We start from the raw sequence: 21,190 nt of genomic DNA, 5'->3' as shown, positions 1-21,190 counted from the left end.
GCGCCGATGACCGGATCCGACCAAGTCACCCGACGCGCGGCACCACGACGGCGTGCCGGCGGCGTGCCGGCGGCGCTCTGCGCCGTGCCGGCCCCAGCCCTCTACAGCAGCGGATCCAGAATGAAAGGCTCCTTCGGCACGCGGTAGCCCCGCCGCGCGCCGCGGCTGGTCTCCACCGGCGCATCGGTGCCGCCCGGCGGCACCGCCGCCGCCGAGAGTTCGTCGCCGGCGCGAACCGAGGCCGCATCCGGCTCCGGCGCGCCGCCGCCGAGGCCGACGGAGACCGGCAGCGTCCGGCGCCCGCCCACCGCGTCCGAAACGGGCTTCGCGGTAGCGGGGGCCGTGGCCTGCGGCGGCTCCAGGCCCCCCCGCCGTCCGCAGGCGGAGGCCGCCAGGGCGACGAGGCCGGACACGGCGAGGAGTTTCAGGATGGGGTTCGACAACATCGCGCGAGGGTCCGGCGGGCTCGGCACCGGCACGCGAGGGCCGGCGGGGGCGCTACCTTAGCCGTTGCCGCGCCCCGGCGCGAGCGCGCACCGGACACATGCCGGGCCTCCCGTGCTCGGACGCGGTCATCCGGTTCACGCGCATGAGCCCCAGGTCCTTGTGGGGGTATCGATCCGAACGTCGCGGACGCTGTCGTTCGGATCGATGCACCGGGCCTCAGCCCCGACGTTCCTTGCCGCCCTGCGAGCCCTGCCGGCCTTTCCCGGCTCCGTTCTGGTCATGCTCGGCCTCGTAGGCGTCGATCGCCCGCCGGCAGTTCTCGCTGAGCTTCTTCCAGTTCTTCTGGAAGCAGGCATCGGTGGCCGGATCGTCGGGGGCCAGATTGCCGCAGTAGGTCAGGTAATCGCCGGTGCAGTACTTCTTCAGAGTCTCATTGCCGCGCTTCGTCTGCTGCGCCACTGCCGGCAGCGTCAGAGCAAAGGCCGCCGCGACGGCGAGGGCGATCGGCTTCAGGGGCATGGGTGTCCGTACCATCTGTCGACGTTGGAAGAGCGGAACAGTCCGCGTTGCGATGATGCCTTTGCGTGGTCGAAACAAGGCGGTCGTCGCAGGTTTTGGGGTCGGATTTGGCCGCGAACACCCGGCTTCGGACCGGATTCCGGTCAAACCCGCTCGGGCTGCGGTGCCGGATAGGCCGCCCGGGGCATCCGGCCCGGGCTTGCGAGGGCATCGGCGACCTCGACGATTCGCTGGCGCAGATCGGCGTTCTCCCGCTCGATCCCCGCCTGCCGGTCCGGGTGCCGGTCCCCGGATCGATCGCCCTGCCGGTCGGCCAGCGTCAAGGCCAGGGCCTCCTCGGCCGCCTTCAGGCTCGCGCGCAGATCGTCGCGCTCGGCCGCCAGCGTCGCGGCGTCGGGGGTGGCCGCCGGCGCCGTGCCCTCCCGCATCGCCAGGAGGCTGTCGAGCAGGTCGGCATGGGCGTCTTCGAGGGCCTGGAGCGTCGCGAGGCTCGCGGTGCCGTCCTCCCGGGCGAGGGCGAGTTCGGCCTCGAGTTCCCGCGTCTTGGCCTGGGCCTGGGCGATCTCGGCGTCCCGGGCCGCGACGTCGCGTGCCAGGGCGGCCACCCGCATCGTCCCGGCCCCGATCGCCGCCAGGTCGGCTTGGCGCCGCGCCTCCACGGTCTCGACCCGGCGCTCCAGGCGCCGCTGCTGAACGGCGAACTGCGCGCGCAGGAAATCGCGCTCCGCGGCGATCTCGGTCGGCGACAGGGGCAGGCGCGCCTCCGCACGCCGCCGCTCCAGGCGCGCGGCGCGCGCATTGAGGGCCGGCAGCAGCAGGAGGCCGCACAGGCTCGCCGCCAGGAAACCCAGCGCGAAGATCATCACCGTTTCGATCACGAGGGTGCAGCCCGCGCATCCGGCCGGAAGACCCGGCCCGCCTCCACTCTAGCTCAGGTCGGCCGCAAGGGTGAAATCCTGCGTGAAATCCTGTGGCACCGATCAATCAGAACGGGTTCCAGGTCGGCTCGCGGGTGAACTTGAGATAGCCGACATTGATGCCGAGGCGCGCGCCGACGCCGCTGCGGATCGGCACCACGATGATCCGGTCGTTGACCGCCGCGGTCATGCCGAAGCCGCCCACGAGGTAGGCCGAACCATCGACGCCCGCGAAGCGGCGGTACAGGTCGCGCACGTTGGGCAGGTTGTAGACCAGCATCATGGTGCGGGCGCCGTCGCCGCCGACATCGAAACCGAGCGACGGCCCCTGCCAGTAGATGCGCCGCTGGCCGGCATTGCGGGTGTAGAGGGTGCCCTCGCCGTAGCGGACGCCCGCCACCAGGGCGCCGCCGCCCTCTTGGCCGAGGATGTAGCCGTTGGGCTCGCCCCAGCGCCGGCCCGCCTCCTCGACGGTGAGGGCGAGGCCGCGCGACACGCTGCCGAAGAACCGGTGGCCGGATTCCACGATCTCGCCGGGGCGGAAGGTCTCGGGGGTATCGAGATCCTCGCCCCGTGCGCGTGCCGCCCCGGCGATGCCGAGACCCACGAGGGGCGTTCCCAGCGCCAGGCCGAGGGCCGCGCGCAGCAGGGTGCGGCGGTCGGTGCCGCCTTCGTCTCGTGCCGTCATCGTTGTCTCCTCGCCCGGTTCGATTAACGGTTCGTGCGATGGACCTGTGCCGATCTCGTCCCGCCGGATCGGCCGGGGCGCCGTCATCCATCCGGGCTTCGTCCCGCGGGACCCGGGTGGATGAGTCGGATCAGCTTCAGAGGGAATTCGCAAGATGTGGTTAACGCGTCCTGACCCCGCATCCGGCGCGCCGCGCGGTTCGGGGCCGGCCCGCGCAATCCTTCTGTGCGCGGGGCTGGCGGCCGCGCTGGCGACTCTCACGGAGACCCGCATCGGCGTCGCCGCGCCGGCGCAGACCGTCCTGGAGCGGACGCGGATCGAATTGCTGACGCTCAACGGTTTCGACCCGGTGAGCTATTTCCTGGACGGCGGGCCGCAGGCCGGCACCGCCCGGTTCGAGCTGTCCTGGGGCGGCCGGGTCTGGCGCTTCTCCAACGGCGCCAACCGCGAGGCCTTCCGGGACGATCCGCCGGCCTACGCCCCGCGGCTCGGGGGCTACGACGCCGCCGGGATCCTGGAGGGCCGGCTGGTGGATGCCGATCCGCTGATCTTCGCGGTGATCGGCGCGCGCCTCTACCTGTTCCGGGATGCCGAGCGGCGCGGCCGGTTCCTGGCGCAGCCCGGTCTCGCCGCGCAGGCGGAGGCGGCGTGGCCGGGCCTGCATGGCCTGCAGGACGTCCCGCCTACGGATGCGCCGCGCTGAGCGGCGCCGCCGGCGGCCGGCCGGGCTCGCAACGCGGCAGGATGAGCCGCGGGGCCAGCGACGGATCGCCCAGGGCCGCGAAGGGGCCGTTGCGGTGGTCGGGGCCGTGCTGGCCGTAGCGGATCGGGCCGCCCCCTGGGACCACCACGCAGCCCCCCGCCGCCGCCACGATGTGGTCGCCCGCGGCGGTGTCCCATTCCATGGTCGGGCCGCAGCGCACGTAGATGTCGGCCTCGCCGGCGGCGATCAGGCCGAACTTGAGGGCGGAGCCGACCTGGCGCGTCTCCAGGACGGGCAGCGCCGCGAGGCAGGTGGCGGTCTCGGCATCGCCGTGCCGCCGGCTGCCCAGGGCGACGAGTCCGGCCTCCGGCGCCGGTCGTGCCCGGACCGGCCGCCCTGTCCCCGGCCGGTCTGCGACCACCGGCGCCTCGAGGGTCGCCGGACCAGCCCACCAGACCCGGCCGAGCCCGGGCGCCGCGAGCGCGGCGGCCACCGGGCGGGCGCCGGACACCAGCGCGATGTTGACCGAGTAGTCCGGGGTTCCGGCCAGGAAGTCGCGGGTGCCGTCCAGGGGGTCGACCAGGAAGAAGAGGTCGCCCGGACGCGTCGCGTCGCCCTGGGCGCGCTCCTCGGCGACGACGGCGATCCCGGGGAAGCGCCCGGCGAGGGCGGCGACGATCAGGTCCTCCGCCTCGATATCGGCGGCGCTCGACGGCGACCCGTCCGGCTTCAGGGCATGCGGGCAGGGACCCCGGTGGTAGCGGCGCAGCACGGCGCCCGCCGCGCAGGCGATCTCGGCGAGCACCGCGGCGATCCGCTCGCGCTCAGGCCCCGAGATCGTCCCCGCGCCCGTCATGGCCCCTCCCAAGACCGCTCTGAATGCCCGAGCCGGCGGGCAATGTCGACCGTGCGGCGCGTGGAGCGCGCCGTCATCCGCGGTCCGGGCGGCGCGGGGTCTGCACCGTCCGACGGATCCGTGCCAGGAGAGCCTGGCTCCGGCGCCGGTGGCGGCGCAGCTCCGCCGCGAGGCCGCGCGCGTCCGGCAGGCCCACGGCCTTGGCGATCTGCCGGGCCGCGGTCTCGGACGGGTCCGCGGCGGGATCGGTCATCACGAGCCGCTGCCACTGGTAGACCGCGTCGAGGAACCCGTAGGTCTCGGCAAGGGATTCCGCGGCGGCCTCCGGCAGGAGGCCGCGCGCCCCGGCCCCGCGCAGGACGGCCTCCGCGCCGAGGCCGACACAGGCGGGCCAGGCATGGGCGTGGCTCAGCACGATGGCCTGGGCCAGGAAGTCGAGGTCGAACAGCGCCCCCGGCGCGAGCTTCAGGTCGGCGGGGCCGCCATGGCCGCGCTCGCGGGCGACGAGCGCCCGCATCGCGCCGGCCTCGGCGCAGACCGCGGCGGGGTCGCGGGGGCGCCCGAGGATCCCGGCGATCTCCGCCGTGACCGCGGCGCCCAGGGTCGCGTCGCCGGCCACGACCCGGGCGCGGGCGAGGGCCATGTGCTCCCAGAGCTCCGCCTCGCCCCTGTGATAGGCGGAAAAGCCGCTGTGCTGCACGGCGGGCGGGCTGTGGCTGCCGTGGGGCCGCAGCCGCAGGTCGACCGCGTAGAGCCGGCCCCGCCGCGTCGCGGTGGTGAGCGCCGCGAACAGGCGCTGCGCCAGGCGGTTGTAGGCCACCACGGCGTCGAGGGGCCGCCGGCCGTCGCTGGTGCGGTCCTCGGGGTCGAAATCGTAGAGGAACACGAGGTCGAGGTCGGATTCGGCGCTGAGCTGCCGGGATCCGAGGCGCCCCAGCGCCAGGACGCAGCACCGCCCCCTCGGCACGGCGCCGTGGTCCTGGGCGAACCGGCGCTCCTCCGCCTCCAGGCTCACCGTCACCGTCGCCTCGGCGATCGCCGTGTAGGCCTCGCCGGCCTGATGCGGGGTGAGGATGCCCGACAGGAGGCGCGCGCCCGTGACGAAGGTCATCTGGCGCGTGGCGTCCCGGCAGCGGTCGAGGAACTCCTCGTGGCTGGCCGGCTCGCCCACCAGCGCCCGGTACTGGGCGCGCACCGCGTCGGGATCCGTGGTCGGCGTGACGAAGTCCGCGTCCAGCACCGTGTCGAGGACGTGCGGGCTTAGGCCCACCGTGTCGGCGAGGCGCGGCGCGGTCCCGAGGATGTCGGCGAAGAGCACCCGCAGGCGCTCGTGCGAGCGCAGGATCGCCAGAAGTTCGGCCAGGGCTGGCATACGCGCGAAGGCGCGGTCGAGGGCGAGCAGCGCCCCGTCCGGGTCTGTGGTGCCGCCGAGCGCCCGCAGCAGGGCCGGCAGCATCTCGGCGAGGATCTCGCGGGCGCGGCCGGTCCGCAGCGCCGGGCGGCGCCCGAGATGCCAGCCCTGCACGGTTTCCCAGGCGAGGGCCGGGTCGCGGAACCCGAAGACCCCGAGCCGAGCCAGGGTGGCGGGCTCCGGCTCGGTCACGCCGAAGACGAGGCCGTCGTCCCCGGCCTCCGCCGACTCGAACAGCAGGGCGTAGTGCGCCTGCACCCGGCCGGCATGATGCAGCAGCGCCGCCTCGAAGGCCGCCAGATCGGGAAACCCGGAGAACAAGGCCAGCCCGGTCAGCGCCTCGGTCCCGGTGGGCAGGCGCTGGGTCTGCTCGTCCCGGACCATCTGGACCCGGTGCTCGAGGGTGCGCAGGAAGGCGTAGGCCGCGCTCAGCTCGTCCCGGGCCTGTCCGTCGATCCAGCCCTCCGCGACAAGCTCGGCGAGCATCGCGACGGTGCGCCGGCCCCGCAGGGCCGGTTTGCGGCCGCCGAAGACGAGCTGCTGGGTCTGGACGAAGAACTCGATCTCCCGGATGCCGCCGCGGCCGATCTTGATGTCGTGGCCGGCCACCGCGATGGTCTCGTGGCCGCGGACCATGTGGATCTGCCGCTTCAGGGCGTGGATCTCGGCGATGGCCGGGAAGTCGAAGTGCCGCCGCCAGATGAACGGCGCGAGTTCGGCGAGGAAGGCCTCCCCGGTCGGGATGTCGCCGGCGATCGGCCGGGCCTTGATGAAGGCCGCGCGCTCCCAGTTCTGGCCCAGCGTCTGGTAATAGTCGAAGGCGAAGACGGTGGAGAGCGCCACCGCGGTGGAGCCCGGGTCCGGCCGCAGCCGGTAGTCGATGCGGTGGACGTAGCCCTCCGGGGTCCGGTCGGCCAGGAGCTTCACCAGCCCCTGCGCGAGCTTGACGAAGAACGCCTTCGGGTCCCCGCCGGTCGCCGCCGCGGCGGGCTCGGCCTCGTAGAAGACCACCAAGTCGATGTCGCTCGAGTAGTTCAGTTCGCAGCCGCCGAGCTTGCCGAGCCCCAGGACGATCAGGCCGGACCCGTCCTGCGGCCGGTCCGGATCGGCCGGCTTGAAGCGCCCGGCCGCCATGCCCTGCCGGAGCAGCGCCTCGGTCGCGGCGCTCACCGAGGCGTCCGCGAAGGCCGACAGGGCGTGGGTCACCGCGTCGAGGTCCCAGCAGCCGCCGAGATCGGCCAGGGCGACCAGGAGGGCGTGCGCCTCCCGATGGGCGCGCAGGCGGCGTCCGACCTCCGCGAGGTCCGGATTCGCCCCGCAGGCGGCGCCGACCGCGCGCTGACGGGTGATGATGTCCAGGCTCGCCGCGTCCGGCGGCTGCTCCAGCAGGGCGACGAGCCGGTCGGGCGACCGGGTGGCCGCCCGCCAGAGGAAGGGAGAATGGTCGGCGAGCCCGAGGAGCAACGCCCGGCAGGGCTGCGTCAGGAAGCCGGCCGGCAAGGCGGGCTCGAGTTCGGCGAGCCGGTCCCGCGCGGCGTCGGGATCGGCGAGGCGGAGGCACGGCCTCAGGCTCTCGCGCAGGGTCGGGGCGGACGGCATCGGCGCCTCAGCGTGTCCGCCGGGCCGCACGCCCGGGGCGCCGGGCTCGGGTCGCGGGCCATCCGTTCCGGAGGCCGGGTCTGTCTCTCATGCCGCATCCTCCCTGGCGCGACGGCGCCGGCATCCTAGCCGATCCGGGCCGCCTGTGTCCGGCTCCGCGCGCATGCCCGTGACGGTCCGGCCTCGGCGCGGGTCCGGAATCGGCGGTCGCCCCGCCCCTCCGTCCAATCCGGTAACGCTTTTCAAAGCTGACCGTGGCGTCTATCCGTGCGGACCGGTCGTCGCCCCCGGCCCGACCTGCAGGTCGCGCAGGATCCTGTCGGGCGACCCGATCGCCGCAGGGGCGGCCGAGGACCGGGGCGTCCGGGAGCCGGCAGCCCCAATCGGGGCTCCGGCCCGCAGACTTCCGCTTTCCAGATCCGCCTGCCCGGAGCGCACCATGTCCTCCCCGACCTCGCCCACCCTGAACCTCGACGGCCTCGACCTCGCGGCCCTGCTCTGCTCCCGCGTCTGCCACGACGTGATCAGCCCCGTCGGCGCGATCGTGAACGGGCTCGAGGTCCTGGAGGACGACCAGGACGAATCGATGCGGACCTTTGCCCTGGAGTTGATCGGCAAGAGCGCCCGACAGGCCTCGGCGCGGCTGAAATTCGCCCGGATCGCCTTCGGTGCCGCGGGATCGGCCGGCGCCTCCATCGACCTCGGCGACGCCGAGAGCGTGGCCAAGGGCATGTTCGTCGACGACAAGACCAAGCTGACCTGGAGCGCCCCGCAGGCCCTGTTCCCCAAGAACAAGGTCAAGCTCCTACTGAACCTCGTGATGGTCGCGACCTCGGCGATTCCCCGGGGCGGAGTGATCGATGTCGTCGTCTCCGGCGACGCCGAGGCGCCCACCCTCGTGCTCAAGGCCAAGGGCTCGCATGCCCGCATTCCCCCCCACGTGGAGGAGCTGATGGCCGGCAGCCCCGAGAGCGGCACGGTCGACGCCCACGGCATCCTGCCGTTCTACGCAGGCCTCGTTGCGCGGGCCGCCGCCATGGATGTGCGATTCGCCATCGAGGGTGATGAGGTGACGATCACCGCCGCGCCCGCAGTGATCGTCACACCTGAGGCCCCCGCCGGCGAGGCTTCGGACACGGCGCTGGCGTGAGATTCTGAAAAACCAAGGCGCGAGGTCGGGATGGAAACGCTTCCCTAACCTCGCGCGAGTAAGTACGTTGCGCGAGACCTTCTCTGCGTAACGAGTAGCGACTATGGACGACCTGCTTCGCGAGTTTCTGACCGAGAGCGGGGAGCATCTCGACACGGTCGATGCAGAGCTTGTTCGGTTCGAGCAGGATCCGAATAACGAGACAATTCTTCGGAACATCTTCCGACTCGTCCATACGATCAAGGGAACGTGCGGGTTCCTCGGTCTTCCGCGGCTCGAAGCCTTGGCGCACGCCGCGGAAACCCTGATGGGCCGCTTCCGCGACGGCCTGCCCGCCACGTCGGATTCGGTCACCCTGATTCTGCTGACGCTGGACCGGCTGAAGGCGATCCTGGCCGACCTGGAAGCCACCGGCACGGAGCCCTCGGGCTCGGACGACGACCTCATTTCCGCCCTGGAGCGCATGGCCGCGGCGGAGCCGGAGGCCGCGGCCCCGCCGCCGGAGCCGGTGCTGCCCGATCCCGTGGTCCGCGAGCTGAAGCCCGGGGAGGTGTCCCTGGAGGATCTGGAGGCCGCCTTCCTGTCGGCCCCGGGACCGGACGAATCGGATCTCCTCGCGCCGCCCGCCCCTGTGCCGGCTCCGGTCCCGGCGCCCGCCGCGGTCCGGGCGCCCGTGGTCGAATCGAAGCCGGCCCCGGCCCGGGACGAGCCCGTCGAGGCCGAGAAGGCCGAGCCGGTCCGGGCCGAGAAGGCGGAGACCGCCGAGGGCGAGACGACCGCGGCCGCCAAGAACCAGACGATCCGGGTGAACGTCGACACCCTCGAGCACCTGATGACGATGGTCTCGGAGCTGGTGCTGACGCGCAACCAGCTCCTGGAGATCGCCCGCCGGCACGAGGATTCGAGCTACAAGGTCCCGCTGCAGCGCCTGTCCCACGTGACGGCCGAGCTGCAGGAAGGCGTGATGAAGACGCGCATGCAGCCGATCGGCAATGCGTGGCAGAAGCTGCCGCGCGTCGTGCGCGATCTCTCGGCGGAACTCGGCAAGCAGATCGACCTCGTGATGGTCGGCAACGAGACCGAGCTCGACCGGCAGGTCCTTGAGGTCATCAAGGACCCGCTGACCCACATGGTCCGCAACTCGGCCGATCACGGCCTGGAATCGACCGCCGAGCGCGTGGCGGCGGGCAAGCCCGCCCGCGGCACGATCCGGCTCGCTGCCTACCATGAGGGCGGCACGATCACGATCGAGATCGCCGACGACGGCAAGGGCCTGAACCTCGCGGCGATCCGCCAGAAGGCGGTGCAGCGCGGCCTCGCCTCCCAGGCCGACGTCGAGCGGATGACCGACGCCCAGGTCGCGAAGTTCATCTTCCACGCCGGCTTCTCCACGGCGGCGGCCGTGACGTCGGTCTCGGGCCGCGGCGTCGGCATGGACGTGGTCAAGACCAACATCGAGACCATCGGCGGCCTGATCGACATCGCCACCACTGCGGGCCGCGGCACCACCTTCACCATCAAGATCCCGCTGACGCTGGCCATCGTGGCCGCCCTGATCGTGCGGGCGGGCGAGCACCGCTTCGCCCTGCCGCAGGTGGCGGTGCTGGAGCTGGTCCGGGTCGATGCCGGGGCGCAGCGGGTCGAGCACATCAACGGCGCGCCGGTGCTGCGCCTGCGCGAGCGGCTCCTGCCGATCGTCTCCCTCACCGGCCTGCTCGGGCAGTCGAGCCCGGGCGGAGCGGCGGAGCAGGCGGGCTTCGTGGTGGTCGCGCAGGTCGGGCGCGAGCGTTTCGGCATCCTGGTCGACGAGGTCTTCCACACGGAGGAGATCGTCGTGAAGCCGATGTCGGTGAAGCTGCGGCACATCCCGATGTTCGCCGGCAACACGATCCTGGGCGACGGCGCCGTGGTGCTGATCGTCGATCCGAACGGCGTGGCCCGGCAGGTGGCGCAGGGCGTCCAGGGCAGCGGCGGCCACATCGACGCCGACGCCGACGAGGCGGTGGAGATGGCCGACACCAAGACCACGCTCCTGGTGTTCAAGGGCGGCCAGGGCAGCTTCAAGGCGGTGCCGCTGTCGCTGGTCACGCGCCTCGAGGAGATCGAGTGCGCCAAGGTCGAGTGGCTCGGCGGCCGCGCGCTCATCCAGTACCGCGGGCGCCTGATGCCCCTGGTCCCGGCCGACGCGGCGATCACCATCAAGTCGGAGGGGACGCAGGCCCTGGTGGTGTTCTCCGACGGCGAGCGCGCCATGGGGCTGGTGGTCGACGAGATCGTCGACATCGTCGAGGAGCGCCTCGACATCGAGATCGCGGCGGACCGCTCCGACCTGATCGGCTCGGCGGTTCTGCGGGGCCGGGCGACCGACATCATCAACATCGCCCACTTCCTGCCGCTGGCCTACGACGACTGGGCGCGCGGCCTGAAGCGGCCCGAGCAGGTCTCTACGGTCCTGCTGGTGGACGATTCGGCCTTCTTCCGCGACATGCTGAGCCCGGTGCTGAAGGCGGCGGGCTACCAGGTGGTCACCGCGTCGAGCGYGGAGACCGCGCTCGCGGCCCTGCAGGCCGACCCGCAGATCGAGGTGGTGGTCACCGACCTGGAGATGCCGGGCCGCAGCGGCTTCGACCTCGTCGCGGCCATGCGCCGGGCCGAGCCGCGCCTCGCCGCCCTCCCGGTGATCGGCCTGACCGGCGCCATCGGCGCCGACGCGGTGGAGCGGGCTCGGACCCTGGCGATCAACGATCTCGTGGCGAAATTCGACCGCAGCGGCCTGGTCGCGGCCCTGGCCGAGATCGGCGCCACCCTGGTCTCCAAAGCCGCCTGATTTCTGGGCCGCCCGCCCCACGACGATCGAATCCGGAGAGTTCTGATGCAGGCTGCCAACGCCAATGTCACCGGCACCGAGACCGGTACCACCGACGACTTCGTCACCGTCTTCGTGGGCGAAACCCTGTTCGGCTTGGCGATCGAGCGGGTCCACGACGTGTTCGTCCCCTCGGGCGTGACGCCGGTGCCCCTGGCACCCGCCGAGATCGTCGGCCTCCTGAACCTGCGCGGCCGCGTGGTCACGGCCATGAGCCTGCGCCGGCGCCTGGGCCTGCCCGACGCCGAGGCGGAGGGCGCCAAGGCCACCCCGAAGATGGCGATCGGCCTGGAGCAGGCCGGCGAGACGTTCGCCCTGGTGGTCGACGGCGTGGGCGAGGTGCTCAAGCTCGGGGCCGACAGCCGCGAGGCGGTGCCGATCAACCTCGATCCCCGGTTCCGCGACCTCGCCACCTGCGTCCACCGCCTCGACGGGCGGCTCCTGGTGATCCTCGACGTTGACGCGCTCCTCGGCTTCACGCCTGCCGGCGCCAAGGCGGCTTGAGGGTGACGTCGATGAAGGCGCCGCACGAGACAACCTGCCTGGTGGTGGACGATTCCGCGGTTATCCGGAAGGTCGCCCGGCGGATCATCGAGGATCTCGGCATGAACGTCAGCGAGGCCGAGGATGGCAGCGCCGCCCTCGAAGCCTGCGCGGCCAGCATGCCCGATGCGATCCTGCTCGACTGGAACATGCCGAACATGGACGGCTACGCCTTCCTCCAGGCCCTGCGCCGGAGTGAGGGGGGCGAGGTCCCGAAGGTCCTGTTCTGCACCACCGAGAACGATGTCGGGGCTATCGCCCGCGCCCTCCGGGCGGGGGCGGACGAGTACATCATGAAACCCTTCGATCGCGACATCCTGACGGCCAAGCTCGAACAGGTCGGCCTCGTCGCCGATGCGGCCTGACCGCACGTCCCGTTCCAACGCCCCTGCACCCGCGACCTGTACCCGAGGCAAGCATCATGGCCCTGAGTCCCGCGGTTGCCCCGCTGCGTACGCCAACGTCCCAGAGCACGACCGCATCAGCCCCCGCGATCCGAGTGCTGGTGGCCGATGATTCCGCCGTCGTGCGCGGCCTCGTCGCCCGCTGGATCGGCGAGGCCGGGTTCGAACTCGTCGGCACGGCTTCGAACGGCCGGATCGCCCTGGAGCTGATGGCCAAGCAGGACCCGGACGTGGTCCTGCTCGACATCGAGATGCCGGAACTGGACGGCACAACCGCGCTGCCGCGCATGCTCGCCATGAGCCCGAGCGTGCAGGTCGTGATGATGTCGACGCTGACGACGCGCAACGCCGACATCTCCCTGAAATGCCTCGCCCTCGGCGCGGTGGACTACATTGCCAAGCCCGAGAGCAGCCGCGGCGTCACCACCTCGGACACGTTCCGGGTCGAGCTGATCGAGCGCGTCCGCGTATTCGGCTCCGCCCGCGCGCGGAACCGGCGCCCCGCCCCCGCCACCGGTTACGCCCCGGGACACCACGCCGCCCCCGCACCGGCGGCCGCCACGCCTCCGGTGCCGGCCACGCCGCGCCCCGCGACCCCGTTCACGCTTCGCCCCAAGGTCCGTACCCGCACCCAGCCGCGGGCTCTCCTGATCGGTTCCTCCACCGGCGGCCCGCGGGCGGTGGGCGAGATGCTGGAGGGAATCGGCTCCGCGGCCCTGCGGCGCCTGCCGGTCCTGATCGTCCAGCACATGCCGCCGATCTTCACGGCGGTCTTCGCCGAGCACCTGGCGACCCGCACCGGGATCCCGGCGGCCGAGGGCAAGGCCGACGAGCGGGTCGAGCCGGGCCGCATCTACGTGGCGCCGGGCGGCCGACACATGGGGCTCGCCGCGGGGGCCAACGGTCCGACCATCAAGCTCACCGACGGCCCGCCGGTGAATTTCTGCCGCCCGGCGGTGGACGTCCTGTTCAAGGATGCGGCGGTCGTGTTCGGGGCCGCTACCGCCACCGTGATCCTCACCGGCATGGGCTCGGACGGCACCAACGGCGCCCGGGCGCTCACCGAGGCCGGCGGTCCGGTCTTGGCTCAGGATGAGGCCACCAGCACGGTCTGGGGCATGCCGGGCAGCGTCGCGCGGGCCGGGCTCGCCGAGGCTGTGCTGCCACTCCCCGAACTCGCGACGGCGTTGCGCGCCATGATCACGGGGCAGCCGGCATGACCGAACTCGAGTTCGAATTCCTGCGCAGCTTCCTGAAGCAGCGCTCCGGCCTCGCCCTGACCCCGGAAAAGCGCTACCTCGTGGAGAGTCGGCTGACCCCGGTCTGCCGCCGCTTCGCGCTCGCGAGCCTTGGCGACCTGATCGGCGCCCTCAAGCTCGGCCAGAACGGGACGATCGAGCGGGCCGTGGTCGAAGCCATGACCACGAACGAGACCTTCTTCTTCCGCGACCGGATCCCCTTCGACCTGTTCCGCGACACGCTCCTGCCGGACGTTCTGGCGCGCAATGCCGGCCGCCGTCGGCTGCGGATCTGGTGTGCGGCGGCCTCCACCGGGCAGGAGCCGTACTCGCTGGCCATGCTCCTCCAGGAGGCGGCGCCACGGCTCGCCGGCTGGCAGGTGGAGATCGTCGCCACCGACCTGTCCACCGAGGTGATCGAGAGGGCCAAGCTCGGGCTCTACAGCCATTTCGAGGTCCAGCGCGGCCTGCCGGTGCAGTGGCTGATCAAGTACTTCACCCAGGTCGGCGAGCAGTGGCAGATCGCCCAGAGCCTGCGCAGCATGGTGGATTACCGGCAGCTCAACCTGCTGCACAGCTTCGCGTCCCTCGGCCAGTTCGACGTGATCTACTGCCGCAACGTGTTGATCTACTTTGATGCGCCGACGAAATCGGACGTCCTGGCGCGGCTCGCCGCGCAGCTCGCGCCTGAGGGCGCGCTCCTCCTCGGCGCCGCCGAGACGGTGATCGGCCTCACGGATCGGCTTTCGCCGAACCCGAAACACCGCGGGCTCTATGGTCACGCCGAACCCGCGGCGCGCCCGGCCGAGACGGCGCAGCTGCGCATGGCCGCGAGCCTCTGAGACGACCGCGATCGGCACCGCCGATCGCGCCCCCCGATCGCGCCCTTCGGGACCCGCTCGGGGCCGGTCCCGTTGCCGCGGGGCGCCGGGCTTCCGGCCCGGCGCGGAAACGCGGCTTTAAGAATGACGTGGGTAATTTGCACACGGACCCGCCGCCGGGCGATTCCGGCTCTCCCGTGATCCGAGCCCCGTCATGAATACTGTCTCGTCCAACGCGACCGCGCGATTGGCCGCGCCGCGATGGTCGCCGCCCGAATCGCCCAAGACCCGGATGTCCGACACGATCAGCAGCGCACTGTCGGCCGGTACGATCAGCAGCACCGACGCGACCGCCCTCACGGGCGCCCTGAGCACGATCGATTCGAGCCTGTCGTCCGACCGGGCCGGGTCCGCCTCGGCCAGCACCACGACCCGGGCCAAGCTCGATCCGTCCTCCATGAAGGACCGGATCGACGGCCTGATCGCCGATCAGGTCAGCAGCGGCAGCCTCACCGCCGACCAAGCGACGGAGCTGAAAAACCTGTTCTCCAGCCACGGTCAGAGTGTCCAGAGCGCCGACGCCACCGGCGACGTGTCCGGACAGGACGGGCCGCCCCCCGGCCCGCCGCCGGGGGAGTCCGCATCCGGCAGCACCGGGAGCGGGACGTCGTCCTCCACGTCGGTGACGCAGGCGACGACCGACCTGCTTTCGACCTTCATCCAGCAGCTCCAGGGCAGCCAGTCGGGCAGCGCCAGCTATGGCGCGGGCGGCACCACCAACGGCGGCACGATCTCGGCCCTGCTGGTCGACTTCCGGAGCTGACGCGCCGGGGCGGGCCGTGGGATCTCTCGCCCGGCGCATCGCCCGCCTGCGCGCGGCCGGGGTCGACCCCGGCCGCGCGACGCGGCATCACGACGCCATCGCAGGCGCGCGACCGGTCGCGGTCGGGAGGAACGGCATGGTGGCAGGATTACCCAAGGTCGCGTTCATCGGCACGGGCGGGACGATCTCGTCCCTCGGACGCGACGCCCTCGATATCCTCGACTACACCGCCACTGACCGGCGCCTCGAAGCCGACGGCATCCTCGCGACGGTCCCCGAACTCGAGACGGTCGCCCGGATGGTGCCGGTGCCGTTCCGGGCGGTCCCCAGCCCGGCGATCGGGTTCGCCGAGTGGCGCGACCTCGTCCGCCTGTGCGAGCGCCTCGCGGCCGAGCATCCGGACCTCGCCGGCATCGTCATCGGGCACGGCACCGCCACCCTGGAGGAGACCGCCTACGCCCTCAGCCTGACCCTGACGGTGGACCTGCCGGTGGTGCTGGTCGGGTCGCAGCGCCCCATGAGCGCGCTGTCCACCGATGCCAAGCTCAACCTCGTGGCCGCAATCCGCACCGCCGCGGATCCGGCCTCCCGCGGGCGCGGCGTGCTGGTGGTGCTCAACGACGAGATCCAGGCGGCGCGCGAGGTGACCAAGACCTCGGTGGCCCGGCTCCAGACCTTCCGGACGGCGGATTTCGGGGTGCTCGGCCAGGTCGACGGCGCGGCCGTCCGCTACTATCGCCGCTCGGAGCGGGCGCACGCGCCGGGCACGCCCTTCGACATCCGCAGCCTGCCCGCGCTGCCCCGGGTCGACATCGCCTACGGCTACGCCGATGCCGACGGCACCGCGGTCCGGGCCTTCCGGGCGGCCGGCGCGCGCGGCCTGGTTTCGGCCGGCCTCGCCCCGGGCATGACTCCGCCCGCCGAGGCCGAGGCCCTGGAGGCGGCGGCCGCCGACGGCCTCGTGGTGGTGATGTCGACCCGGGCCGGGAGCGGCGTGGTCCCCCTCACCACCCGGCTGCGCACGCGCGGCATCCTCAGCGCCGACAACCTGACGCCGCAGAAGGCCCGGATCCTGCTCGCCCTGGCGCTGACCGTCACGACGGAGCCGGAGGCGGTGGCGCGGCTGTTTGCGACCTATTAGGCTCTGAGACGGCCGTCGGCGGCGCGGGCGCGGACACGCCCGGCGCCGTTGCGCGCCGCCCGTGCACGATGCGGCGGAGCGGATCACAGGTCGTCGCCTGACTGCGGGTGCGACGCGGCGCTGGAGCGGTCGGCCGGGTGCGGTCAAATCGGGTCCGGGGCAAGGGGCCGGCTTCGGCTCCGTGCGGTCAGGACGCGGACCTGTCATGCCGGCGGCGTGGTTCCAACGCGCGCGGATGCGGCGAGGATGGGGCCGAGCGTCCCCGACAGGCCACGTCCCACAGGTTCCAGAGACCGATGCCGCTGATCGATCCCGCCCGCGCGCTTCTCCTCGTCATCGATGTTCAGGTCCGGCTCATGCCGGCGATCGCCGACGGGGCCGGGGTCATCGCCAACACAGGTCGCCTCGCCGCCGCCGCGAAGCTCTTCGACGTCCCGGTCCTGGTCACCGAGCAGAATGCCGGCGGCCTCGGGCCGACGGTGCCCGCGCTGGCGCCCGAGCCCGGGACGGCTTTTCCAAAGATGCACTTCGGGGCCACCGGGGCACCGGGGTTCCTCGAAGGGCTGCCGGCGGACCGGGACCTCGTGGTCACCGGCTGCGAGGCGCATATCTGCGTGCTGCAGACCGTGCTCGGGCTCCTCGATGCGGGGCGTCGCGCCTTCGTGGTCCGCGACGCCGTGGGCTCGCGGCGGACCGAGAGCCGTGAGGCCGCGCTCACCCGCATGGCAGCCCACGGCGCCGAGATCGTAACCACCGAGATGGTGGTGTTCGAATGGCTCGGAACCGCGCGTCACCCCCGCTTCCGCGAGGTCGTGAAGCTCATCAAGTGAGCGCCGCCGGCGTCAGGGGCCGTCCAGCGCCGCGCGGGTCTGGGCGTCAGGCCCGATATCGTCGGTCCCGTTCATGCCCAGCACCTCGATCAGGCGTGTACGGGCGCGGCTGACCCGGCTCTTGATCGTACCGACGGCGACGCCGCAGATCGACGCGGCCTCCTCGTAGGTGAAGCTCTGGGCTCCGACCAGCACCAGGGCTTCGCGCTGGGCGGGCGGCAGGCGGTTCAGGGCGCTCTGGAACTGCGCCATCTCCATGCGGATCTCCTGTTCCGGAAGGGCAGTGAGGCGACCGGCATGCACGCCGTCGGCATCCTCGACCTCACGCTTGCGCTTGCGTTGCTCCGAGTAGAACAGGTTCCGCAGGATCGTGAACAGCCACGCGGTCAGGTTGGTCCCACGCCGGAAACTGGCGGCATTGATCCAGGCCCGCACCAGCGTGTCCTGCACGAGGTCGTCGGATCGATCGAAATCGTAGGTCAGCGAGAACGCGAAGGCGCGCAGCGCCGGGATCGCCCCCAGCAGGAGGTCGCGCATCTCGGCATCGGCGCCCGTCGGGATCGGGCCGGATCCGCTCCCCGCGGGAGCGGCTTGCAGCAACAGGGTCATCGCGAGGCCTCCGTATCGGAGCGGGCGGCGAGGTCGTCGAGGAGCGTCCGGAGCCGGTCAGGAATCGGCTGGGCCAGGACGCCGGCATAGTGCAGGCGCAAGCCACGCCCGATCCGGTCCCGCGCCGCGTGGCCGATCGGCCCGCCGGGTGCCATCGGTCGCCGCTTCGGGCGGGACGCGGACGCGCCATCCGGCTCAGGGACGCCCGCGTTCGCCTGATCGTCCTCGATTCCTGACATGGTCGCCCCTCTGCCATGCGCGATGCGCCTCCGAGGAGCCCGGCGGTCCCTTGGACCGTTCGCGCCATCGGCTTGGCAGAGACGCGCCTCATCGCCTTCCGGCGGCGCTGGTAGGCGCGACGGATTTAATCGGCTCTGAATCGCGCATTCATCTAATTTTAATCTTGCAATGGCCCAGCTTGAATTGAAATTATTGGATATATATTCAGAAACAATCCAGAAATACTTGTTTTTAGCGTGGCTGTACCGACAGTCGGTCGGCGTGCCTGAACTCAGGATGAGCGGATCCCGAGACGGTCGGACGGGCCTTAACCGGCTCTTCGGGGCCGATGTCCTGGGCACGGCCCGCACGCGATGGCGACCCCGATGCGCCTGCGAGAGGCGGAACCGCGCCCTCGGGACGCACTTCCGTCTCTACCTGCACGATAGGGTGTCGGTGGGACGGCATGAGGGCGGACAGGGGGGTACCGACGGATCGCGGGCCGCAGAACCGACTCACCACTGCGGGGCGAGGCGCGGTCGATCCGCGTCCGCCGCAGGCGCTTCCAGCCGCCGCGGGCGCCCGATCACGGGACCCCGTCGCCCGGATGGACGGCGCCGTCAGGGTCCGTTCGGAAATCGTCTGGTGCCGGTGGAGAGGATCGAACTCCCGACCTTCGGTTTACAAAACCGCTGCACTACCGCTGTGCTACACCGGCAGGCGCTCTGAAACCATTGAGGGAATTGGTGGTTTCGGTGCGTCAGAGGCGCTTTTGACTACGTTTGGGGGCGCTTCGTCAAGGCACATCAGACGGCACATTCCGTTCACCGCTCGTTCGCGCTGCCCTTCGGGCGAGCCGAAAAGCCGGCTCCCGAGAAATTCGGGGGTCGGCACAAGGGTCGGCACAGGCCGCGGCACAGGATCGAATGGCCAAGGAACCCGCGATCGTCTCCGAGTTGCGCAAGGCGGCCGAGGTCTCCGACCAGGAGATCGACGCCGCGGTCGACGCCGTGCTCACGGACTTGGCGACCGAGGCCTATCCGCTCGCGAAGGGCTGGACCCTCGACCTCGTCGAGACGCTCCGGACGAACGCCCGCGCGACGGAGGCGCTGACCACCCAACAAGCCGACCTGGAAGCGCAATATGGTCCGGACGGCAATCCTTTTGGCGCACCCGGTGAAGGGGTGACGGGGGCGGTGCTGTGACGCCAGACGAATACGTCAGGGTGGTCGTCCTGCCGGCAGTGCGAGAATTTATGGCGAAGCCCGACGACCGGCGATTGGCCTGTCTGTCCGCGATCGCTGCCTTCCACATCACCGACTACTTGATGCGCGCCGTTCAGCCGGCGACCACGAGTCAGGGCGAGGCCGAGCTGAAGCGCATCCGAGGGGTACTCCAGACGGATATGGCCCACTGGTACGATGCGATCGAGGGCATAGCGAACGGCGCCAAGCACTGCGGCCGAGATCACAACCGCGGTGCGCCCTTCAAGCCCGGCGACGAGGCATCCATCCCACCCTTCGGTTTCGGCGAGGGCGGAGGGTTTGGCGGGTTCGGTCAGGGACGCTCGCATGGTCCAGGTCTCCACTCGCCAGCGGCAGATGGCCATGTCTTCGTTGACAACGCTCTGGGCTACTTCCTGCTTGGCTGCGCGCGCCGGTTTCCTGATCACATCACGAGCATCCAGCCTTCGGATCGGGACCCGAAGTTCAAGTCGGCCGGCTGACTAATGTCGGGCGACGAGAGCGATCCGATCCTCGATGCGGTCGACGCGCTGCGAGCCGCCGGCGAGGTCGTGACGCCGATCTGGAGCGCTGGCAGATTGGCGACATGACGTTCACGGACGCGGATCTGTGGCGCCTGGCGGCCAGCCGCGGCTTGATCGAGGACCACCAGGAGCAGCCGGCGGCGGCACCCTCGACCCAGCCGCCCTGGCGCGAGGTCACGACGGACGACTACCACCCGCGAATCCACGAGGACGACGTCGGCGGCTCGGCCTACATCGCCGCCGGCCGGGCGGTGCATCACCTGCTCCAGGAGCAGCTCGACGGCAAGTGCCGCCTCCGGCTGGTCCTGCGCGAGGCCGTAGACCTCGCGGGCCGGGACTAGAAGCGGCAGAACCCCTACTGGCTCTGGGCCTACGATCACGGCGTCAGCACGATCCTGAGCGCGGCCCTGATCGTGATCGAGATGCGGTCAGGCAAGCGGCACGTCGTGCGGATGGTGCGCAATGCCGAGGACGCGCGCGATCCGGGCGGCGGCTGGGCCGACGGCGTGCAGGGCGGGATCGCGCCGGGTCCATGGTTGAGGCGTCCGATCCCGACGCGGTGATCGAGGTGCTGGCCCAGAATGGGCGCGGGCGAAGGCATTGAGCGCTCGGGCCGGGCTGCCGCTGGCGTGAGGACGCCATGACCGATGAGCAGAAGGGCTACCTACATGCGCTGTCCACCATGCGCCTCTGGCATCGGTGGCAGATCAGCGAGTGCCTTGGCGATGCGCGCGCCATGCAGGCCCACGAGCAGGCCATCGCATGGCTCGACATGCTGATCGCGACGAAGAAGCCGCACGCGGCTCAGGATGAGGGCGAGCTGCGCCGTGCCAGGCCGACTGGCGAGGCTTAGATCAGGCCGCCCATGGGTCTGCCGGTGAAGGACTTCACGGCCTGCGTTACGAGCTTCGCAATGGCCAAGGCGGCGGCAGACGCCTGCGTTTCTGAGGGGAAGGTCCGATCCAATTTTGGGACTACTCGACCTGGCATGCCAGCTTGGCCATAAGGCCAATCCGTTGGATGTTTCCCTCGTCGGAGGGCTACGCCGACGGTCTGAGCAGGAGCGACATGGCAGAGCGCTATCACTTCCGCCTGAGGGGGCCGAGAGAGGTCATCGAGGATACCGAGGGCGTCCTGGCAACCTCGATCGAGGTTGCCGTAGCCGAGGCAACGCAGCTCATCGCCGAGATGCGCGCCCGAAGCGAGTTGCCCGATCCTGGCGAACGCTGGTCCTTGGAGATCCACGACGATGCCGGTGTCGTGCTGCGCTCGTTTCAGCTGTACTGAGTGTCGGCTTTTAGGCGGGATAGCTTGCGCAGGATCTTGCGGATGTGCTTGCGGATGAGAACGCTCTCGGCCGTAGGGCAGAGTTCTGGATGCACAATCGGCATATCCATGCCATCGCAGACCGAGCCGTACATCGAACTCTCCGCCTGATTCGAAATCAGTCTCTAGCAGACCGTTCAGGCCAGCGCATCCATCATATGGCGATATTTGCTGGAGATGGTTTGGCGCGATTAACGTAGGTCAAATCATTTAGGCCCGGAAACAATAGCGCAATAGAATTCCCGTGCTTATCGGATTGTCCGACAGACAAGCGGTCGAAATAATTCCTGTCTCACCCGCTTGGAATGACAT

The 21,190-nt window shown here is 71.2% G+C and carries 25 protein-coding genes and 1 tRNA gene; 16 read left to right on the top strand and 10 right to left on the bottom strand.

Features of this window, described 5'->3' with window-relative positions:
- Nucleotides 1–101: 101 nt before the first annotated feature.
- The 4 genes from AC1DXK_RS08615 to AC1DXK_RS08600 form a co-directional block, all read right to left on the bottom strand.
- A complete protein-coding gene (locus AC1DXK_RS08615; RefSeq protein WP_457105864.1) occupies nucleotides 102–446 on the bottom strand; it encodes a hypothetical protein in 345 nt (114 codons plus the stop codon).
- Between the two features lie 217 nt (nucleotides 447–663).
- Entirely contained in the window at nucleotides 664–966 is a 303-nt protein-coding gene (locus tag AC1DXK_RS08610; RefSeq protein ID WP_457105865.1) for a 3',5'-cyclic-nucleotide phosphodiesterase, read from the bottom strand.
- Between the two features lie 143 nt (nucleotides 967–1,109).
- Nucleotides 1,110–1,829: a hypothetical protein gene (locus AC1DXK_RS08605; protein ID WP_457105866.1), complete on the bottom strand. Its 720-nt coding sequence runs from the start codon at nucleotides 1,827–1,829 to the stop codon at nucleotides 1,110–1,112.
- A 121-nt stretch (nucleotides 1,830–1,950) separates the two neighbouring features.
- Nucleotides 1,951–2,571 carry a DUF1134 domain-containing protein gene (locus AC1DXK_RS08600; protein WP_457105867.1) on the bottom strand — a complete coding sequence of 207 codons (621 nt, stop codon included), beginning with the start codon at nucleotides 2,569–2,571 and terminating at the stop codon, nucleotides 1,951–1,953.
- 154 nt (nucleotides 2,572–2,725) lie between these two features.
- Between AC1DXK_RS08600 and AC1DXK_RS08595 the strand changes: the two genes are divergently transcribed.
- Nucleotides 2,726–3,274 (top strand): YHS domain-containing (seleno)protein, encoded by a 549-nt coding sequence (locus tag AC1DXK_RS08595; RefSeq protein WP_457105868.1) that lies wholly within the window; start codon nucleotides 2,726–2,728, stop codon nucleotides 3,272–3,274.
- On the opposite strand, the gene AC1DXK_RS08590 is transcribed toward AC1DXK_RS08595, so the two are convergent.
- Both AC1DXK_RS08590 and AC1DXK_RS08585 read right to left on the bottom strand, forming a co-directional pair.
- Nucleotides 3,255–4,130: a 3'(2'),5'-bisphosphate nucleotidase CysQ family protein gene (locus AC1DXK_RS08590; protein WP_457105869.1), complete on the bottom strand. Its 876-nt coding sequence runs from the start codon at nucleotides 4,128–4,130 to the stop codon at nucleotides 3,255–3,257. The genes AC1DXK_RS08595 and AC1DXK_RS08590 overlap by 20 nt on opposite strands.
- Before the next feature lie 73 nt (nucleotides 4,131–4,203).
- Nucleotides 4,204–7,140 (bottom strand): bifunctional [glutamine synthetase] adenylyltransferase/[glutamine synthetase]-adenylyl-L-tyrosine phosphorylase, encoded by a 2,937-nt coding sequence (locus AC1DXK_RS08585; protein WP_457105870.1) that lies wholly within the window; start codon nucleotides 7,138–7,140, stop codon nucleotides 4,204–4,206.
- 439 nt (nucleotides 7,141–7,579) lie between these two features.
- Here AC1DXK_RS08585 and chpT point away from each other — a divergent pair, with 439 nt between their 5' ends.
- The 9 genes from chpT (at nucleotide 7,580) to AC1DXK_RS08540 (ending at nucleotide 16,956) form a co-directional block, all read left to right on the top strand.
- Nucleotides 7,580–8,290, top strand: a complete 711-nt coding sequence (chpT, locus tag AC1DXK_RS08580; RefSeq protein ID WP_457105871.1) for a histidine phosphotransferase ChpT — start codon at nucleotides 7,580–7,582, stop codon at nucleotides 8,288–8,290.
- A 103-nt stretch (nucleotides 8,291–8,393) separates the two neighbouring features.
- Nucleotides 8,394–11,117 carry a hybrid sensor histidine kinase/response regulator gene (locus tag AC1DXK_RS08575; RefSeq protein WP_477297441.1) on the top strand — a complete coding sequence of 908 codons (2,724 nt, stop codon included), beginning with the start codon at nucleotides 8,394–8,396 and terminating at the stop codon, nucleotides 11,115–11,117.
- A gap of 45 nt (nucleotides 11,118–11,162) precedes the next feature.
- On the top strand, nucleotides 11,163–11,660 hold the full coding sequence (locus AC1DXK_RS08570) for a chemotaxis protein CheW (protein ID WP_457105873.1): 498 nt from the start codon (nucleotides 11,163–11,165) through the stop codon (nucleotides 11,658–11,660).
- A gap of 11 nt (nucleotides 11,661–11,671) precedes the next feature.
- Entirely contained in the window at nucleotides 11,672–12,064 is a 393-nt protein-coding gene (locus tag AC1DXK_RS08565; protein WP_457105874.1) for a response regulator, read from the top strand.
- A gap of 56 nt (nucleotides 12,065–12,120) precedes the next feature.
- The gene (locus AC1DXK_RS08560; protein WP_457105875.1) at nucleotides 12,121–13,323 is read left to right on the top strand and encodes a protein-glutamate methylesterase/protein-glutamine glutaminase; all 1,203 of its coding nucleotides are present in this window, start codon (nucleotides 12,121–12,123) and stop codon (nucleotides 13,321–13,323) included.
- Nucleotides 13,320–14,183, top strand: coding sequence for a CheR family methyltransferase (locus tag AC1DXK_RS08555; RefSeq protein ID WP_457105876.1), 864 nt, complete (start codon nucleotides 13,320–13,322; stop codon nucleotides 14,181–14,183). Before AC1DXK_RS08560 ends, AC1DXK_RS08555 begins: the two co-directional genes overlap by 4 nt.
- 271 nt (nucleotides 14,184–14,454) lie before the next feature.
- The gene (locus AC1DXK_RS08550; protein WP_457105877.1) at nucleotides 14,455–14,985 is read left to right on the top strand and encodes a hypothetical protein; all 531 of its coding nucleotides are present in this window, start codon (nucleotides 14,455–14,457) and stop codon (nucleotides 14,983–14,985) included.
- Nucleotides 14,986–15,121: 136 nt separating this feature from the next.
- Nucleotides 15,122–16,126: an asparaginase gene (locus AC1DXK_RS08545; RefSeq protein WP_457105878.1), complete on the top strand. Its 1,005-nt coding sequence runs from the start codon at nucleotides 15,122–15,124 to the stop codon at nucleotides 16,124–16,126.
- 296 nt (nucleotides 16,127–16,422) lie between these two features.
- Nucleotides 16,423–16,956 (top strand): isochorismatase family protein, encoded by a 534-nt coding sequence (locus AC1DXK_RS08540; protein ID WP_457105879.1) that lies wholly within the window; start codon nucleotides 16,423–16,425, stop codon nucleotides 16,954–16,956.
- A 12-nt stretch (nucleotides 16,957–16,968) separates the two neighbouring features.
- On the opposite strand, the gene AC1DXK_RS08535 is transcribed toward AC1DXK_RS08540, so the two are convergent.
- The 3 genes from AC1DXK_RS08535 to AC1DXK_RS08525 all read right to left on the bottom strand — a co-directional run bounded on the left by AC1DXK_RS08535 (nucleotide 16,969) and on the right by AC1DXK_RS08525 (nucleotide 18,502).
- Nucleotides 16,969–17,565: a sigma-70 family RNA polymerase sigma factor gene (locus AC1DXK_RS08535; RefSeq protein ID WP_457105880.1), complete on the bottom strand. Its 597-nt coding sequence runs from the start codon at nucleotides 17,563–17,565 to the stop codon at nucleotides 16,969–16,971.
- Complete coding sequence (locus tag AC1DXK_RS08530) at nucleotides 17,562–17,804, bottom strand: NepR family anti-sigma factor (RefSeq protein WP_477297437.1); 243 nt, start codon at nucleotides 17,802–17,804, stop codon at nucleotides 17,562–17,564. Before AC1DXK_RS08530 ends, AC1DXK_RS08535 begins: the two co-directional genes overlap by 4 nt.
- Before the next feature lie 623 nt (nucleotides 17,805–18,427).
- Nucleotides 18,428–18,502 (bottom strand) — tRNA-Thr (locus AC1DXK_RS08525).
- Nucleotides 18,503–18,710: 208 nt separating this feature from the next.
- Between AC1DXK_RS08525 and AC1DXK_RS08520 the strand changes: the two genes are divergently transcribed.
- The 6 genes from AC1DXK_RS08520 to AC1DXK_RS08495 all read left to right on the top strand — a co-directional run bounded on the left by AC1DXK_RS08520 (nucleotide 18,711) and on the right by AC1DXK_RS08495 (nucleotide 20,839).
- Complete coding sequence (locus AC1DXK_RS08520; protein ID WP_457105882.1) at nucleotides 18,711–18,989, top strand: hypothetical protein; 279 nt, start codon at nucleotides 18,711–18,713, stop codon at nucleotides 18,987–18,989.
- A 50-nt stretch (nucleotides 18,990–19,039) separates the two neighbouring features.
- Complete coding sequence (locus tag AC1DXK_RS08515; protein WP_457105883.1) at nucleotides 19,040–19,510, top strand: hypothetical protein; 471 nt, start codon at nucleotides 19,040–19,042, stop codon at nucleotides 19,508–19,510.
- A 104-nt stretch (nucleotides 19,511–19,614) separates the two neighbouring features.
- Nucleotides 19,615–19,893, top strand: a complete 279-nt coding sequence (locus tag AC1DXK_RS08510; RefSeq protein ID WP_457105884.1) for a hypothetical protein — start codon at nucleotides 19,615–19,617, stop codon at nucleotides 19,891–19,893.
- Between the two features lie 81 nt (nucleotides 19,894–19,974).
- Entirely contained in the window at nucleotides 19,975–20,115 is a 141-nt protein-coding gene (locus tag AC1DXK_RS08505; RefSeq protein ID WP_477297435.1) for a hypothetical protein, read from the top strand.
- 77 nt (nucleotides 20,116–20,192) lie between these two features.
- Nucleotides 20,193–20,405: a hypothetical protein gene (locus AC1DXK_RS08500; protein ID WP_457105886.1), complete on the top strand. Its 213-nt coding sequence runs from the start codon at nucleotides 20,193–20,195 to the stop codon at nucleotides 20,403–20,405.
- Between the two features lie 215 nt (nucleotides 20,406–20,620).
- Nucleotides 20,621–20,839, top strand: a complete 219-nt coding sequence (locus AC1DXK_RS08495) for a DUF6894 family protein (protein ID WP_457105887.1) — start codon at nucleotides 20,621–20,623, stop codon at nucleotides 20,837–20,839.
- Here the strand turns inward: AC1DXK_RS08495 and AC1DXK_RS08490 are convergent.
- Complete coding sequence (locus tag AC1DXK_RS08490) at nucleotides 20,827–20,973, bottom strand: hypothetical protein (RefSeq protein WP_457105888.1); 147 nt, start codon at nucleotides 20,971–20,973, stop codon at nucleotides 20,827–20,829. The genes AC1DXK_RS08495 and AC1DXK_RS08490 overlap by 13 nt on opposite strands.
- Nucleotides 20,974–21,190: the final 217 nt, after the last annotated feature.

This window comes from Methylobacterium sp. P3_A11 (assembly GCF_056403155.1).
The sequence above is the reverse complement of the archived record's forward strand: the minus strand, read 5'-3'. Positions and strand labels throughout refer to the sequence as shown.